Below are 15,543 nucleotides of genomic sequence, written 5' to 3'. Positions count from 1 at the left end.
CAGCACCGGCGACACGCCGACCGCGACGGCGGCATCCTCGCTGGTCAGGCCCTTCGCAACGAACCGCCAGAACCGCTGCCGCTCGGCCCGCCGACCGATCGGAGGCCGACCCGGCGACCGCAATGGCGGACGACCCGCCTTCAGCGCTGCACGCGCCCGTCCCTGAGTCACAACACCCTCCTCGATCGAGGTGTTGCGACGATCAGTTGAATCCGCCTTCGCTGCCGCGGTCCGAGTGAGAGATGCAGCCGCGTTCCAGGCCGCCGCGGCCGGCGGCCATCCGTAGCGCGGCCACCGGCAGCTCGGCGCGGTGGTGGTCGGCCATCGCGTAGCCGACGACTTCGCGGGTGGCCAGGTCGATGCAGGTGGCCAGGTAGAGCCTCCTGCCACTTCGCAACGCGGACCGGCGATCTGCTGACCGTCTGCAACAGGCCGGGACCAGCAGGTACTCCGGTGTCCTTGGCAGAGCGCCGCCCGGCCGTTCCCTCCGCAACCTCGTGAGGTGTATAAAGGCCGCACGCGGGAAGTGTTGGGACGTGAGCACCTCAGCGAACGCCGGGCGACGGGGCAGTCCACACACTCGCGCGACGGACCGTTCTACCGACATTTCCGGTGGCCAGCTCCGCAGACGTGGACAGCAACTCATCTCTGAGACCTGCACCAACGGCGAATCAGACCATGGGGACGGGCAGACAAGCCTCCTCGCCATCTCCATCGGCGTTGCTTCGAGGCGCGACCCGACACCGGCCACTGGCATGTCGCCGCGGCCTGGCTGCATCTCGCGCCGCCAGGTGCTGCGCTTGGGTATGGGTGCTGCTGTGGCCGTCGGCGTCAACATCACCGCCGTCGGCTGCACCGGCACCGATGCCGACAGCAATGGCGACAGCGACGGCAGCGGTGGCGGCGGTGGCGGCGAGAGTGCCAACGGAGGTGGACACGGCGAAAATACCGACCCACCGCGATTCTGGCGCCACCTCACCAATGTCGGCTGTTCGATTGATTCGACACCCGCAGTGGTCGGCGGGGTGGTGTATGTCGGTACAGGCTCCCCCGCGTACGTGTACGCCCTGGACGGGGCCACCGGCACCGAAAAGTGGACTTTCGCCCCAGAGAGCGCCATCTACTCGTCGCCCGCAGTCGTCGACGGGCTGTTGTACATCGGCAGCACCGACGGAAACCTCTATGCCCTGGACACAGCCACCGGTACCCAGAGATGGGCGTTCCCCGCAGGTGGCGCGGTCAACACATCGCCGGCGGTGGTCGACGGGGTCGTGTACTTCGGCAGCTCGGGCGATCTCAGGAACACAGGCGGAGTGTTCGCGCTGGATGCGGCCACCGGCACGAAGAAATGGGCTGTCATCACCAGCGGCGGCGTGGGCTCGTCGCCTGCGGTCGTCGACGGAGTGGTGTACGTCGGCAGCGAGGACGGCAACGTATACGCCCTCGACGCGGCCACCGGCACGAAGAAATGGGCCTTCACCACGGGTAACTGGGTGAGGTCGTCGCCTGCGGTCGTCGACGGAGTGGTGTACGTCGGCAGCGAGGACGGCAACGTCTACGCCCTTGACGCGGCCACCGGCACGAAGAAATGGGCCTTCACCGCCAGCGGCGGCGTGGGCTCGTCGCCTGCGGTCGTCGACGGAGTGGTGTACGTCGGCAGCGGTGACAACAAGGTCTACGCCCTCGACGCGGCCACCGGCACGAAGAAATGGGCCTTCACCACAGGTAACTGGGTGAGGTCGTCGCCTGCGGTCGCCGGCGGAGTGGTGTACGTCGGCAGCGGTGACAGCAAAGTCTACGCCCTCGACGCGGCCACCGGCACAAAACGATGGGCTTTCACCACCAGCGGCATGGTCAGTTCGGGGCCCGCGGTCGTCGGCGGAGTGGTGTACATCGGCAGCGACGGCGGGTACGTGTACGCCCTCGACCCGGTCACCGGAACAGCAGGACCTGAGCTGCCCTCGCCAACGGTCACTACGCCGCCCACTGTAAAGAGAGCGTAGCTGTTCCCTCCCGGCCATCGAATCAGGGGCACCCCGTCTCCGTCCGCAGCAAGTGGGAACAGCAGTGATTCGTCCACGCCATAGCCCGCCCGGCACGTTCGCCCACTGGGCCGGACCTCGCGGCGGTTGCCGTGGACCAACCGATCGGGCCCCAGCGGTCGCACGCCCGCCGGCACAGGAAATGCACGCACACACGCAGACGATCACGCCACCGCATCGGAGGATCCTTGCCCATGAATCCACCACCGTCTCCCGGCTCGAACTCGCCGGACCCAGCAGAAGAAGCCCTATCGCCTGCCCTCGGCGTGCCGCCCAATGCGGTCCATGGCAGTGAGCCGCAGCCTGAGCCGGGGACCCCCACTCCACCCAGTTCGACTGCTTGGCAGGTCATGGCTGATGAGCGACTCCCGGGCTTCCGCAGACTTCGACCGAAGCACCGCGCCCTGTACGTGGCACTCACGGTCGGCGTGGTCCTGGGCGGCCTCATGCTCGCCTACTGCGCAACCTACGTCCTGGACCGTTCCACAGCCACCAGTCGGGCTCGCTCGGACAAGAACGCGCAGAAATCCGTGGACCGCGAAGGATCTGCCTTCGTCGCCACTATCACTCCCATCGACTATGAACAGGACATGCCCGAAGCCATTTTGATTCTCCTCGACCGGCCGCTGACCGACAACGAACAGGCAGCCCTCACCGCTTTGAAAGGAAGTGCCAAGGCGAAAGTCTGGACGTACCTAAAGTCTCTGGGCGGCCGAATCGTCGAGAGCACGTCCGCCGCTTCCCTCCAGGATGGCCACCAGTTGCCGGCAGGCTCCAGGGCTCAGCCGTTCAACCTGAACCTGAACAGCGACCGCAGTGCTGGGCTCACCATCAACGGCATGACCGCCGTGAAGGACTCCTGTGGCGAACCCGCTGCTAAGACGGTGATCGATCTTCCAACGGCCGGTTCATCCACCCGTCCGGGCCTGCTGTGGGATCTGAGCGGTGGGCAGGCGGACAAGCCTCAGGGGCCCTACATCCTCGATGCGGGAGAGGATCAGGGCCAACCGTACTTCCGGAAGAACGTTGTCGAACTGGGCAACGGCCAGTCGAACATGGCCTTCCGCGTTCAGCCCGAGGTGGCGACCCAGACCTGCAAATGGCACATCGACGCCTCGTATACCGACACGACCGGCTCCCACACCCAGCGCATTCCGAGCGGTACTGGCACTATCACCACCGAGGCCGTACCGAAGCAGCCCATCCAATACTTCGGGTGGGTCATCTCTCAAGGCTGGGGCTGCATCGGGCAAATGAGCCAAAAGGGTTGCACCGCCACAAAGACACTTGAGCGACTTAGGCCCACGGCTGGGCCTGATCCGCTTTGACGGGCGTCTGAGATCAGGAGCCTCAGCCCCAGCTGGGGCGAAGGCCGACGTGTGTCGCACGCCGCGCGAACCGTAGGGGTCCGACATCTGGGCCATCCGCTCCAGCAGGCTGGGCATCTCCCCGCGCCCGACGTCGGGCTGCCCGCGCGGCATCCGCACTGCCTTGGCGAGCATCCGGTCGGCGCCGCCGGTCATGTGGTGCACCGCGTACAGGTGGCCGCGGGCCCGCTCGGTGTACTTCAGTGCCTTCGCCGGCATCCTCAGCGCCTCGATGGTCGCGTCGTTCACCCCGGGCGGCCAGCGGTGCGCTTTGTCCGGCTCTTCGGTCCCGACGTCATCCGCCACCGATGCCTCCCGACGTGCTCGCCCGATCTCCGGGGACAGCGCCCACGCCGAAGCGGTCAAAGTCGTCACGCGCGACGAGCTCCGGCGGGATGCAGCTGGACTGAGTGCGGGTCTGGCGTTCGAGATCGGTGGCGTCCACGGACAGGCACCGCAGTAGCGGGCTCTGACAACCCGTCGCTGCCTCCGGCCGGCGTGCGACCGCCCATCCGAACTCCTCCCGGTGGCTGAGACATCTCGCGAACCGGAATCTCGGCCCCTTCTTGCGTCGAGCCGGATGCGCTGTCACAACTCCTCACGCAGACTGATTTGCGTGCTCGCCGACGGGGACAGCCTGCCAAGGTGAATCGGAAGCGGAGCTCCGAACAGGACGGTGCGCCGGACGTCTGTCATGGGGATCTCGGAAGTCGGCAAAGGCTGGAGATGCCTGATTCGTTGGGGGGCGGTCGCATGGACGGCGCTGGACCTGTCCGGGACAAGGCCGGACTACCGGGCGGAGTGCTGATACCGCATCCGCGTGAGGCTGCTGCGCCGCCGCCTGCGGAGTCGGGCGTCGACTTCTGCGGCGACGCCCTGCTTCTGCTGACCGGGCCCTTTTTCCCTGGGCCGGTCTCGCTCGCGGACTCTCCGGGCTTCGCCGTTCCGGCGGACGGCCGACTCGATCCGGAGGAGCGCCTCACGCTGGTGCACCGGTCCCTGGACCAGTTCCTGCGCGGCTCGCTCACCTTCGGCAATCCGCCGGTCGACCTGCTCACCCACTTCGCCGGGTCGGAGGAGTTCGACGCGCGGCTGACGGCGATCGTGCGGGAGACGACGGCGCTACCGGTGGAGCTGCACGTCACCGGCATCCTGTTCCCGGACGGCTACGGGTCGGTGGCCGTGCATATGCGCGTCGTCGAGGGGTGGACCGGGAGGCGGCGGGAGCAGCTCATCGACGGCTTCGGGCCGAAGGGCCGCGACGACCTTACCGCGCGTATCAGGGACGAGCTGCTGCCGGCCCTGACCGCGATGTCCGACCGGTGCCGACAGGGGCCGCCATGTCCCACAGTCCTGCCCTACTTCAACCTCACCTACGCGGGCTGCACCACCCACCCGGCACCCGGCCGGGCGACCCTCTTTGATGCGCTGCGGCACCTGATCTACCCCCGCTCCGCCGCGCCGATCCCCTCCGAATCAACGTGGCCACAGGAGTTCTTCTACCCCGGATACGCCTTCTTCCTGCTGGCCTCCCGAGACGGCCCCAGCGACACGCTCGGCCAACTCGAACACCTTCTCGGTCAGTTGAACGTGCACTACGCCCGGCTCGAACGCTCCGCCAGTGCCGCGGAACGGATCATCCGCGAAATGGCACTGAACGAGGACCCCGAACTGCTCATCGCGCTGGAACGACGGCTGCGCGCCGACTACCAGGCGCTGGTGCGGCCCACGTTCAGCTACGACTTCCACGTGCTCAAGCTGCGCGACAGTGTCCTGGAGGCGTGGGAGACCGAAAAGGTGCGCGAGCGCACCGACACCCTGCTCGAGATGGCGCGGCGCGCGGTGGAACGCAAACTGGAGCACGACCAGATGCGCCGGGTGACGAGGGTCAACCTCGCAGTGACGATCGTGGCTATCCTGAGCTTCGTCCAGTGCGTCGACTCGGCCCTCAACCTGTGGTCGAGGTTCTTCGAGTAAGAGGGGTGGGGATCGTGCCGGTGGACGTGCAGATCTGCGTCGCGGACGGGCTGATCTACGACGGTCTCGACTACGCCGACCGGATCGAGCAGCGGCTGACCCGAGCCGGCCTGAGCTGCGGCCGCCTGAACCTGGTGACCGAGGCAGCCGATCTGACCGCGCGACGGCCACAGCCGGCCTTGGCGTACGTGTTCACCGGAGGCCAGACCTCGGTGCACTCTGACGCCGCGTGGATGCGCGCGACCATCAAGCTGATGGGGGAACTCGTCGCCGACGCGAATGGGCGCGACGGCGACACCGGCCCTGCGGTGGTCGGCGTGTGCCTGGGCTCGCAGCTGATCGCCGAGGCGTTGCGTCCGGGCTCGATCATCGACACCTCGGGCATCGAGGTCGGCCTGACCGAGGTGAACCGGGTCGGCGACCGCCAGGGCGTCGGCGTCGTGCCGTCGTTCCACTACCAGGCGATCAGTCCGCAGATCGAGGAAGTGGACGGCGTGCGTATCGAGTACCGCAACGAGCACACCTCTGTCCAGGCGCTGAGCTACGGCGAGCGGGTCTTCGGATGCCAGTTCCACCCCGAGCTGACCCCGGACGACGTGCGCCGGCTGATCGACTTCAACGAGGACGTCATCAGCTGCTGGCACGGCGACGCGGCCGCTGCGCATCGCTCGGTCGAGCAGTACCAGGACGAACTGCCCGAGGACCTCTTCGAGCGCCTGGTGATCGACCGCATCACGCGCTGACGCCGACGGGGTGCGTCGCCTCGAACTCGCGCGCACCGAGATCCGTGGCCTGGGCAAAGAAGCTGATCTCGACTCAGGTCCATCTCCGCAGTCCGCGTGTCTGTCAGAGGATCTGGACCGTTGAGAGAGGCTTCAGTGACGACTGGTTGAAGAGCGTCCTGGACATCCGCTTGCCGTTGACCGACAAGGTCTGGATGGTGACGGTGGCTTCCTGCGTTGCGATCTCCACGCCGGGAGAACGCCGGACGGGGTAGTCGGGCTGCGGCAGTCGGCCAGGGTTCGCGCGTTCAGGTGCGGCTCTCAGTGGGTGTTTTGGTAGTTGTATTCCTATACGCGGCTTTCACCCCTGTCCACTTTCGTGACACTGCAGCCGATAGGAGAAGATTGCTCCGCCTTCAATTGCCGGCTGGGCTGTCCATCTCATCCGCTTCTGTGCTCTGAAATCCGTCTGGCTTGAAGAAGTCATAGAACCGCCCAACGAGCTGCGGAACGGGATCCTCCGCCGCATCCGTGCCGACGCTGGTGCCGTGAGCCAGCGGAAGCCGTACCCCAGCGACCTGTCCGACGCCCGATGGGCCCTGATCGAACCGAAACTGACGGCCTGGAGAAAGGCCCGGCTCGACCGCCGGCCCACTGGGAAATCGGCCCAGGTCGAACTGCGCGACGTCTTCAACGCGATCCTCTACGTCAACCGCACGGGAATCCCCTGGAAGTACCTCCCGCACGACTTCCCGAACCACTCCACCGTCTACGCCTACTACGCGGCCTGGCGCGACGAGGGAATCTTCGCGGAACTCAACTATGACCTGACCGGCCTGGCCCGCGTGAAGGAGGGGCGCAAGCCTGAGCCCGGATCCACCGGGTGATCGCTGTCGGGGAGGTCCCGCAGAACGAAGAGATGCCTTGCGACCTGCGATGATGGGAGTTCTCTAGGCTCTACCACGCACAATCAGCAAGGCATCTCTCAAGTGCAATCCTCTCACGCCGTCTCGGCCGTCTCCGTCGCGTTCGACGAGCCGAATCTGATCGCGGATGCCGGGCTGGTCCCGGTGGTCCGCTTGGCCGAGAACGTCGGGCTGCCCGCCCTGGTCGGTGAGCGGCTGCGCATTGAAGACAACCGCAGCAGTGCCGGAGCCAATCCGGCCGCGAACGTGATGACGCTGGTCGCGGCGATGTGCGCCGGGGCCGACTCGATCGACGACACCGACCGGCTCCGGCACGGCGCGATGGGCCGACTGTTCGGCGGGCACAGACGAACCGGCCAGGGTACGTCCCCTTGCGGGTCGGCCAGATGGGGTGTTTCTCCAACGGAGCCGGGGCCACCCGCGAGCACGACGCCCTGCTCGCCGCCCGTCGGGCGAACGCCGCCATGCACCCCTGTTACACCTGCGAGGGCTCCATCGGAGGCAAGCCGGACTCGGTCGCCGAACTGCGCAAGCCGGTCGACCCGTACCGCCTGGAATGCCCCGACTGCGACGACAAACGCCACGCCAACGGTCGCCCGCCGATCATTCTTCCCCTGCCCACCAACCGCGACCGCCGCCGCGCTGCGGCCGGCAGGCTCGACGACCCGTACTGGTACATCCGCCTGCACCACGCGAAGGAGTACCCCAACCGCTGACCAGCCCCATGGGACGGCAGCGACCGAAGCGACCGACACCGAAAACAGGCCGACCAGGCGGTGCGCGCCACGAGCAATGGGGGTGCAGCGCGCACCGCCCACCCGATCCTGCCAGAGCCCCGCAACCCGGCTTGCCGCCGCGCGTACGGTTCGGCGAGCAGCGACCGCTCACCGGTGTGCAGCAGGTCGAACGCGACGTACAGAGCGGGCGTAGCCACCACCCCGGTCTGCACCGCTGCCGCACGTAGTGTCACCGCAGCCGCTGCGCCGGGGTCGCCGTCCGGTCCGGGACCGCCCTTCCGGCCGGCCACCGACACCGGGCCCAACAACAGCGAAGGCGACCAAGCAGAGGGAGGTCGCCGAAGTCGTGGGGACATTCGCCACCCTCAGAGCCCTTCCGGAAGGCTGCCCTTCGGAGTGGGACTCTCGTCGCCGAGGGCGCAACGCATGGCCGCTGCCAGAGCGTCGGCTGACTCCCTGGCTCTCATAAGGGCATCCGTCGCGTCCTCCTCCGTGATGCCCCCACGAAAGGTCGCGCCATCACGCAGTACCTGAGGGTAGTCTCAAGGTGCCGACTCAGATCCGCACCCGCCGCAAGCACTTCGTTGGGCCCCGCCACCTGCACCAGCCCCCAGAGCGGCTGAAGACGCTCAATCTCCCGTCGGGCTGCGGAGACCGCGTCATGCAAATCCCGCTCCGACTCGTGGCGCTTCGTCGCCAGTTGAACCAGCCCCAGGCACTTGTAGATGCCCTTGATCAAGGGGTCGTAGACAGCCCGCCGGGCCGCGCGCTCCTCGCTGGCCTTGCGTTCAGCCCGTTCGTGAACCGCTGGATTTCGCTGTTCAGCAACCTGCCGCCGCGCGTTTCGGAGAGCCACCCCAGCCGCGAGAACGCCCACCAGAAGACCGCTAGCAGCTCCGACCAGGGCACTTGGCATGTCAGCCATATCCATAATTCGATCACCTGACTGTACTTCGCGCACCCTGATCACGGCGGTGGCCTGGCGGTGCTGGACCGCCGACCGGTGGGCTGCTCGCTGCCGCTCGGGTCGCCAGCGACCTGCTGCGCCTCGCCGTCGTCCTGGTGGTCGTGCTGCTCGTCGGCCGCGCGGCCTGTCTCCTGCTCCTCCTGCGCCGCATGGCCGCTACCGCGCCGCGCCTGGCCCCCCCACGCCCACACAGCTGCGCCCCCGTACCGCCACCGGGGCGTCCGCTGCCCGCGACGCCGGAGCCTCCAAAGCCGACTGGGCTGCCGTCCTCGCCGCCGGAGTCCGGCGCCCCACTCCAGGAACACCGAGGCACCGGCCCCGGCGTATGGGAAGCAGAAGAGCCGGAGGCCGCCGGGCTCGGTCCGGCCGGGGATCGGCCGGACCCAGCTCCGGGCCGTTCGTGGTGGTGCCGAGTGCAGGGTTCCGCTCCTACTGGTCGGGACGAGAGGGGTCGACAGGAGTGGGGTGCGCGTTCAGGCGCCGTGCCAGGACTTCCACAGCGCCGCGTACCCGCCGCCGGCCGCCAACAGCTCGCTGTGGCTGCCCAGTTCGGTCACCCGGCCGCCGTCCATGACCGCCACCCGGTCCGCATCGTGGGCGGTGTGCAGGCGGTGGGCGATGGCGATCACGGTGCGGCCCTTGAGCACGGCCGCCAGGGAGCGTTCGGTGTGCCGGGCCGTGGTCGGGTCGAGCAGGGAGGTCGCCTCGTCCAGGATCAGCGTGTGCGGATCGGCCAGGACGACGCGGGCCAGGGCGAGTTGCTGGGCCTGCTGGGCGTCCAGGCGGTGCCCGCCGGCGCCGAGCTCGGTGTCCAGCCCGTCCGGCAGCTCGTCCACCCAGTCGACGTCGACGGCGGCCAGCACCGTGTGCAGCTCCTGGTCGGTGGCAGCGGGCGCGGCGATCAGCAGGTTGTCCCGGACGGTGCCGAGGAAGACGTGGTGCTCCTGGGAGACCAGGACGACGTGCCGGCGCAGCTGCGCCGGGACGAGCTCGGTGACCGGCACCTGGCCCACCGTCACCCGGCCGGTGCGTGGCGCCTCCGCTCCGGCCAGCAGTCGGCCCAGGGTGGACTTGCCGGCACCGGAGGGGCCGACCACCGCCAGCCGCTCGCCCGGGCGGACGGTGAGGTCGACCCCGTGCAGGACGTCCCGCTCGCCCTGGTAGGCGTACCGGACGCCGACCACGTCGATCCGGTCGTCCGCCGGCTCGCCGCCACCGGTCACGACCGGGGCGTCCACCTGGCCGATGCCCTCGACCCGGGCGAAGGAGGCGTTGCTGCGCTGGAGTTGGTCGAGCCAGAGCAGCATTTTGTCCAGCGGCTCGGAGAGCTTCCAGAAGTAGAGGGCGCAGGCGACCACCGCGCCGGTGGTGACCGCGCCGGTGCCGCGCAGGGCGCCGCCGAGGAGCAGGACGCCCGCGACGGGGGCGATGTACGAGAACTCGACCACCGGGAAGAGCACGGTGCGCAGGTTGAGGGTGCGGGTGCGGGCCACCCGGCAGCGCTCGACCGCCTCGGCGGCGGCGGCGATCCGGCGCTCCTGGAGGCTCAGCGCCTCGACGGTGCGAGCGCCCGCCGCGGTGGAGGTGAGGATCTCGACGAGGGCGGAGTTGGTGGCACCCTCGGCGAGGTAGCCGGTGTGGGCACGGCGCAGGTACCAGCGGGTGGCGAACCAGATCCCGGACAGGCAGAGCGCCCCGCAGATGCCGAGGAACGGGTTGACCGCGAGCATGGCGGCCAGGATCAGGAGGACCTGGACGAGGGCGACGGAGACCTCGGGCCCGGCGTCGCGCAGGGTGGTGCCGACGGTGCCGACGTCGGCGGTGCCGCGCGTCATCAGGTCACCGGTGCCAGCGTGCTCGACCACCGAGGCGGGCAGGGCGAGGGAGCGGTCGACGAACTGCTCGCGGATCCGCGCCAGGGTCCGCTCGCCGAAGCGGTGGGCGGCGTAGCGGGCGAAGCGGCCGAGGAGTAGCTGGGCGAGCGCGAAGCAGAGGATGCCCAGGGCGAGCCGGTCGACGTGTCCGGTCCCGGCTCCGCCCCTGACGTCGTCGATGATCCGGCCGAGCAGCCAGGGGCCGCCCAGTCCGGCCGCCGCGGCCAGTGCGTTGAGGATCAGCATCGTGGCGACCGCGCGGCCGTCCTGGCGCACCAGGCGCACGGCGGCCCGACGGACCTCGGCGGGCTCGGCGATCGGGAGCCGCCCCGGAGCGGTCTCGGTTTGAGCGGTCATCGGACGGTCTCCTCGGCGGGCGTGGACTCGGTGGCTGGTTCGTGGTCGCCGCGTGCCACCAGCTCGCGGTAGCCGGGCTCGGAGGCGAGCAGCTCCCGGTGCGGGCCGGCCGCCGCCAGCCGGCCGTCGACGAGGTAGCAGACGGTGTCGGCCTGCTCCAGCAGGACGGGGGAGGTCGAGGTGAGGGCGGTGGTGCGCCCGGCCCGCGCCCGGCGCAGCCCGGCGGCCATGGCCGCCTCGGTGTGGGCGTCCACGGCGGAGGTGGGCTCGACCAGCAGGAGCACCTCCGGGTCGGCCAGCAGGGCGCGGACGAGCCGCAGCCGCTGGCGCTGCCCGCCGGAGAGGTTGCTGCCCTGCGCCTGGACGGGGGCGTCCAGACCGTCGGGCAGGGCCTGCACGATGTCCTCCGCGGCGGCGTCCCGGACGGCCTGGGCGATGGCCGGGGCGGTGTGTTCGGACCGGCCGCCGACCACGGCGCGCAGCGGGCCGGAGAAGAGGTCGGCGTCGTTGTCCGCCACCACGATCCGGCTGCGGACCTCGGCCAGGGCGACGTCCGCGAGCGGCACCCCGCCCCAGGTCGCGGCGGATCCGCGGTACCGGCCGAGCCGGTCGACCAGGGCGGCGGACTCGGCCGGGCGGGCGCTGACGATCGCGGTCAGCCGGCCCGGGGCCAGCTCCACACCGGTCTCGGTGTCGTGCAGGCTCGACGCTTCGTCAGGAGCGGGCCGGAGTGTCGCGGCGTCCTCGACGGCGGGCTTCAGGCCGAGCAGCCGGATCACCCGCCCGGCGGCCACCAGGCCCCTGGTGAGGTCGTACCCACCCTCGATGAAGCTGGAGACCGGCACCACCAGGACGGCCACGTAACCGTAGACGGAGACCAGCGTGCCGATCGTGATGGTGCCCTCGGCGGCCATCCGGGCGGCCAGCCAGGTCACCAGGGCGAGGAAGAGGGCGGGCAGGCCGACCGAGAGCGCCTGGATCCAGCTGGTCACGGCACCGACCCGGTAGCCCTCGGCCTGCAGGGCCTGCGAGCCGCGCAGGTAGCGGCCGGCCAGCAGTTCCTTGCCGCCGATGCCGTTGAGCACGCGCATGCCGCCGACGATGTCCCCGATCCGGGCCGTCAGCGCACCCTGCCGCTCCCGGTACTTGGACTCCGCGCCCTGGAGGCGCTCCAGCAGCGGGCCGACCACCACCGCGAGCAGCGGCACCCCGAGCAGGACCACCAGGGCGAGCGGGACGGAGACGGACAGCAGCAGCGCGGCCGCCACCAGGTAGGCGACGACGGCGCCGACGCCCGGTCCGGTGATCGTCAGAGTCTGGCTGATCTGCGCGACGTCGCCCGCCCCGATGCTGACCACCTCGCCGACCGAGACCTTCCGGGGCAGTTCGGCGCCCAGCCGGGTGGAGTGCGCAACCACGGCCTTGATCGTCCGGAAGGTGGCGTTCATCCGGACCCGCGTCATGATGCGGTGGCGCATGATGCCCAGCCAGGCGTTGAGTAGCGCGGCGCCCACCAGTGCGGCCACCCAGCCGACCAGGACTCCGGTCCTCCCCGGCTGGAGCCCGTCGTCGATCGCGCGCTGCATCAGGTACGGCGGCAGCAGCAGGCAGACCATCCAGAGGGTGCCGATCACCGCGCCGCCCGCCACCCGCCGGCGCTGGCTCATGGTCAGCCACCACAGGTAACGCGCGGCGCTCCGGTGATCCGGAGTTCCCGAATCGGCGTACGAATCCATCATGAGCGAAACCCTAACTGTCTTTCCTGGGCCTAAGCTTGACTATTAACCCCGCCAAGATCATTTCTTGGCGGGGTTCGTCGTTTGCCTGACAGCTGGGCGGCCTTTGCGTGATCGTGTCTTCTCGCTGAAGTCGACAGTCGATCAACCCAAAGGCCCTGATGGACAGTCTGCAAGATGACGTCGCGCGCGTCGAGGCCCTGACCGCGTTGTCGCGGTTCCGCCGGGAGTTCTACTCCTGCCTGGCCTTGTGGGCGGATGCCCTGTTCGAGCTGACAGACGCGGTGCTGTACGCCGGCGGTCCGGTGGTGTCGTTGCCGGAGCTGTCACTTGACCTTCCCCTCGTAGCTTAGAGGGTGTTCGATACTGATTTAGGCTGCCGCGAGCGGTTTCGGGCGGAGGTATTGCCCGGTTCTATCCGGGTTGGCGGTCAGGCGGTTGGTCATGGAGTTCACCATGGCCCACTGGATCATCGAGCGTGACCGGTCCGGCAGTTCCTCGTAGTCGCGGTGGAGCCGCCGGTACCGGGACATGATTCCGAAGGTCTGCTCCACGCGCCAGCGGATCGGCTGAACGACGAAGCCCTTCTGCTCCTTGTCGCGGGCCACGACCTCGACGTCGATGTCGAGTGCGGCGCCGTGCTTGACGACGGCGTTGTTGTAGCCGGCGTCCACCCACGCTTTGGTTACCGTGGGCCACTGGGCGGCGAGGGTGTCCAGGACCTGCTTGCCGCCCGCCGAGTCCTGGACACCGGCAGCGGTGACGATCAGGACCAGGAGCAGGCCGAGGGTGTCGGTGGCGATGTGGCGCTTGTGGCCCTTGACTCGCTTCCCGCCATCGAAGCCTTGGGAGTCCGCCGGCGCGTTTGGCGAGGCCTTCACGGACTGGGCGTCGATGATCGCGGCGCTCGGCAGGATGCGGCGGCCCTTCTTCGCCCGCAGCTGGTCACGGAGTGTGTCGTGGATCTGTTCGGTGGTGCCGTCGCGTTCCCACTCCTTGAAGTAGCCGTAGACGGTGGTGTGGGGCGGGAAGTCGTGCGGCAGGTACCGCCAGGCGATCCCGGTCCGTGCGACGTAGAGGATCGCGTTGACCACCTCGCGCAGCCCGGTCGTGGGTTCACGTCCTTCGGCGCGGGTGCGTCGCCACTCCAACAGCATGGGTGCGATGAGCTCCCACTGATCGTCCTTCAGGTCCGAGGGATACCGGCGTCGTTCCGTCACAGTTGATCAATATCGCGGACACGGACCCGGCCGCCACGAGACCCTGGAACCGAGTCCGTGCCGCAAGAAACAAAGCCGGACAGTTGGGGGGAATCCCCTATCGAACGCCCTCTTAGAGGCCGTGACTGAAGGGGAAGTTGGGAGTCATGGCGGAGAAGAGGCGGAAGTTCGACGCGGAGTTCCGTGAGGGGGCTGTGCGGATCGTCGCCGAGACCGGGAGGCCGGCGGCGGAGGTTGCGCGGGAGCTGGGGATCAACGAGACCACCCTGGCGACCTGGGTCTCCCGGGCGCGGAAGGCCGGCGGTGACGGCACGCTCGGCGAGTCCGAGCGCGAGGAGTTGGCCCGATTGCGGCGGCAGGCCGCCGAACAGGCCAAGCGGGTCCGGGAGTTGGAGATGGAGCGTGATGTCCTCAAACGCTGCATGGTGCTGTGGGTGAAGTAGCTGTGGCGGGCCCGGCGGCGCTCGTCGGGGTGATCAGCGACCAGAGGACCGGGCACGGCATCCCGCACACCGTCTCCTGCCGCGCGCTCGGCGTCTCCGGGGCGTGGTTCCACAAATGGCGGCGACGGTCGGCCGAGCCGACAACGCGCGAGGTCAGACGCGCGCGGCTGGAGGAGAGGATCAAGCACTTCTTCCGCCGCTCGGGCGACACCTACGGCTCGCCGAGGATCACGCTCGACCTGTGGGCCGAGGGCTGGAAGATCTCGGTGAACACGGTCGCCGAGATCATGGACGAGCTCGGGCTCCAGGGCCGCAAGCCGCCGCGTCGGCGCCGCTCGCTGACCCGGCAGGGCAGGCGCAGGGCTTCCCGCGACCTGGTCGGCCGGCACTTCGACGCGGTCTCGCCGAACGTGCTGTGGGTGGGCGATATGACCGAGGTCGAGACCGGGGAAGGGAAGTTGTACCTGGCCACGGTCATAGATCTCTTCTCGCGTCGCCTGCTGGGCTACGCGATGGGCGCCCGCCACGACGCCTCCCCGGTCGCGGCGTCGCTGAAGATGGCCACTGCCACGCGGGGCGGTGCCGTGGACGGCGTGACCTTTCACTCCGACCGCGGCAGCGAATTTGCGTCCGCGGCCTACAACGAGCTCTGTGGCCGGCTGGGCGTGGTGCAGTCCAGGGGGCGGGTGGGGTCGGCGCTGGACAACGCCGCCGCCGAGTCGTTCAACTCGCTGGTCAAGGTGGAGTACATCCACCGCCACCGGTTCGCCACCCGCGCCGAGGCCCGGTTGAAGATCGCGACCTGGATTGCCGACTTCTACAACACGCGCCGCAGGCACAGCGGGGCCGGCGGACTGCCTCCGGTGGAGTTCGAACGGATCATCAGCGAAGCACGCGCCAGCCGCCATCAGGAGGACCTGGCCGCATAAGGAAGGCCTCTACGAAACCAGGGGATTGACACCCGTGAGATGGTTACTGTCATGACAGATGGCGCAACTCCGGACAGCGAGGTTGTACTTGAGACGAGTCGCCTGCTGCTCAGGCCTTGGCGGGTAGCCGAGGCTGTCGTCCAGCGTGAGTTGTGGACCGAACGTGATCCACGAGTGCCGCCGCACCGCCGAATCGACGCAGACGGACACCCCACAGTCGCGGAGCTCGAGAATTCGATCCGCACC

The 15,543-nt window shown here is 69.0% G+C and carries 15 protein-coding genes and 2 pseudogenes; 10 read left to right on the top strand and 7 right to left on the bottom strand.

From position 1 onward, the window contains the following. Positions 1–202 precede the first annotated feature (202 nt). Positions 203–397, bottom strand: coding sequence for a DDE-type integrase/transposase/recombinase (locus ACFU7Y_RS23345; RefSeq protein WP_380769550.1), 195 nt, complete (start codon positions 395–397; stop codon positions 203–205). A gap of 409 nt (positions 398–806) precedes the next feature. Here ACFU7Y_RS23345 and ACFU7Y_RS23340 point away from each other — a divergent pair, with 409 nt between their 5' ends. From ACFU7Y_RS23340 to ACFU7Y_RS23325, 4 genes are all read left to right on the top strand, one after another. Continuing rightward, a complete protein-coding gene (locus ACFU7Y_RS23340) occupies positions 807–2,003 on the top strand; it encodes a PQQ-binding-like beta-propeller repeat protein (protein WP_263455141.1) in 1,197 nt (398 codons plus the stop codon). 449 nt (positions 2,004–2,452) lie between these two features. Beyond that, positions 2,453–3,370, top strand: a complete 918-nt coding sequence (locus tag ACFU7Y_RS23335; protein WP_224281417.1) for a hypothetical protein — start codon at positions 2,453–2,455, stop codon at positions 3,368–3,370. Between the two features lie 684 nt (positions 3,371–4,054). Next, positions 4,055–5,386 carry a hypothetical protein gene (locus ACFU7Y_RS23330; RefSeq protein ID WP_380769549.1) on the top strand — a complete coding sequence of 444 codons (1,332 nt, stop codon included), beginning with the start codon at positions 4,055–4,057 and terminating at the stop codon, positions 5,384–5,386. Further along, positions 5,365–6,129, top strand: a complete 765-nt coding sequence (locus tag ACFU7Y_RS23325) for a type 1 glutamine amidotransferase (RefSeq protein ID WP_380769548.1) — start codon at positions 5,365–5,367, stop codon at positions 6,127–6,129. The genes ACFU7Y_RS23330 and ACFU7Y_RS23325 overlap by 22 nt, the downstream gene beginning before the upstream one ends. Positions 6,130–6,232: 103 nt before the next feature. On the opposite strand, the gene ACFU7Y_RS23320 is transcribed toward ACFU7Y_RS23325, so the two are convergent. Further along, positions 6,233–6,358 (bottom strand): hypothetical protein, encoded by a 126-nt coding sequence (locus ACFU7Y_RS23320; RefSeq protein ID WP_263455142.1) that lies wholly within the window; start codon positions 6,356–6,358, stop codon positions 6,233–6,235. A gap of 298 nt (positions 6,359–6,656) precedes the next feature. Here ACFU7Y_RS23320 and ACFU7Y_RS23315 point away from each other — a divergent pair. Then, positions 6,657–6,980: pseudogene (locus ACFU7Y_RS23315) on the top strand (transposase); the annotation flags it as partial. Positions 6,981–7,108: 128 nt separating this feature from the next. Here the strand turns inward: ACFU7Y_RS23315 and ACFU7Y_RS23310 are convergent. Then, positions 7,109–7,333: a hypothetical protein gene (locus tag ACFU7Y_RS23310; RefSeq protein ID WP_380769547.1), complete on the bottom strand. Its 225-nt coding sequence runs from the start codon at positions 7,331–7,333 to the stop codon at positions 7,109–7,111. Positions 7,334–7,420: 87 nt separating this feature from the next. On the opposite strand from ACFU7Y_RS23310, the gene ACFU7Y_RS23305 reads away from it, so the two are divergent. Both ACFU7Y_RS23305 and ACFU7Y_RS23300 read left to right on the top strand, forming a co-directional pair. Next, the gene (locus tag ACFU7Y_RS23305; RefSeq protein WP_380769546.1) at positions 7,421–7,750 is read left to right on the top strand and encodes a hypothetical protein; all 330 of its coding nucleotides are present in this window, start codon (positions 7,421–7,423) and stop codon (positions 7,748–7,750) included. 568 nt (positions 7,751–8,318) lie between these two features. After that, on the top strand, positions 8,319–8,717 hold the full coding sequence (locus ACFU7Y_RS23300) for a hypothetical protein (protein WP_380769545.1): 399 nt from the start codon (positions 8,319–8,321) through the stop codon (positions 8,715–8,717). 494 nt (positions 8,718–9,211) lie between these two features. On the opposite strand, the gene ACFU7Y_RS23295 is transcribed toward ACFU7Y_RS23300, so the two are convergent. Then, positions 9,212–10,969 (bottom strand): ABC transporter ATP-binding protein, encoded by a 1,758-nt coding sequence (locus ACFU7Y_RS23295; RefSeq protein ID WP_380769544.1) that lies wholly within the window; start codon positions 10,967–10,969, stop codon positions 9,212–9,214. Next, positions 10,966–12,708: an ABC transporter ATP-binding protein gene (locus ACFU7Y_RS23290; RefSeq protein WP_224281427.1), complete on the bottom strand. Its 1,743-nt coding sequence runs from the start codon at positions 12,706–12,708 to the stop codon at positions 10,966–10,968. Before ACFU7Y_RS23290 ends, ACFU7Y_RS23295 begins: the two co-directional genes overlap by 4 nt. 158 nt (positions 12,709–12,866) lie before the next feature. On the opposite strand from ACFU7Y_RS23290, the pseudogene ACFU7Y_RS23285 reads away from it, so the two are divergent. Next, positions 12,867–13,037 (top strand): annotated as a pseudogene (locus ACFU7Y_RS23285) (transposase); the annotation flags it as partial. A 39-nt stretch (positions 13,038–13,076) separates the two neighbouring features. On the opposite strand, the gene ACFU7Y_RS23280 reads toward ACFU7Y_RS23285, so the two are convergent. Continuing rightward, positions 13,077–13,925, bottom strand: coding sequence for an IS5 family transposase (locus tag ACFU7Y_RS23280; RefSeq protein WP_380769543.1), 849 nt, complete (start codon positions 13,923–13,925; stop codon positions 13,077–13,079). Between the two features lie 146 nt (positions 13,926–14,071). On the opposite strand from ACFU7Y_RS23280, the gene ACFU7Y_RS23275 reads away from it, so the two are divergent. Both ACFU7Y_RS23275 and ACFU7Y_RS23270 read left to right on the top strand, forming a co-directional pair. After that, positions 14,072–14,368: a transposase gene (locus ACFU7Y_RS23275; RefSeq protein WP_380769542.1), complete on the top strand. Its 297-nt coding sequence runs from the start codon at positions 14,072–14,074 to the stop codon at positions 14,366–14,368. Next, positions 14,356–15,297, top strand: coding sequence for an IS3 family transposase (locus ACFU7Y_RS23270; RefSeq protein ID WP_380769541.1), 942 nt, complete (start codon positions 14,356–14,358; stop codon positions 15,295–15,297). Before ACFU7Y_RS23275 ends, ACFU7Y_RS23270 begins: the two co-directional genes overlap by 13 nt. 9 nt (positions 15,298–15,306) lie before the next feature. Here the strand turns inward: ACFU7Y_RS23270 and ACFU7Y_RS23265 are convergent. Then, the coding region (locus ACFU7Y_RS23265) for a hypothetical protein (RefSeq protein ID WP_380769540.1) at positions 15,307–15,543 on the bottom strand (237 nt) is incomplete at its 5' end.

It is taken from the genome of Kitasatospora sp. NPDC057542, from assembly GCF_042801945.1.
GTDB lineage: Bacteria > Actinomycetota > Actinomycetes > Streptomycetales > Streptomycetaceae > Kitasatospora.
The sequence above is the reverse complement of the archived record's forward strand: the minus strand, read 5'-3'. Positions and strand labels throughout refer to the sequence as shown.

Bases quoted from the DNA above. Each gene is read 5' to 3' on its own strand.
- ACFU7Y_RS23340 (WP_263455141.1), top strand. From the start codon at position 807: ATGGGTGCTGCTGTGGCCGTCGGCGTCAACATCACCGCCGTCGGCTGC.
- ACFU7Y_RS23305 (WP_380769546.1), top strand. From the start codon at position 7,421: ATGGGGTGTTTCTCCAACGGAGCCGGGGCCACCCGCGAGCACGACGCC.
- ACFU7Y_RS23295 (WP_380769544.1), bottom strand. From the start codon at position 10,969: ATGACCGCTCAAACCGAGACCGCTCCGGGGCGGCTCCCGATCGCCGAG.
- ACFU7Y_RS23290 (WP_224281427.1), bottom strand. From the start codon at position 12,708: ATGATGGATTCGTACGCCGATTCGGGAACTCCGGATCACCGGAGCGCC.
- ACFU7Y_RS23275 (WP_380769542.1), top strand. From the start codon at position 14,072: ATGGCGGAGAAGAGGCGGAAGTTCGACGCGGAGTTCCGTGAGGGGGCT.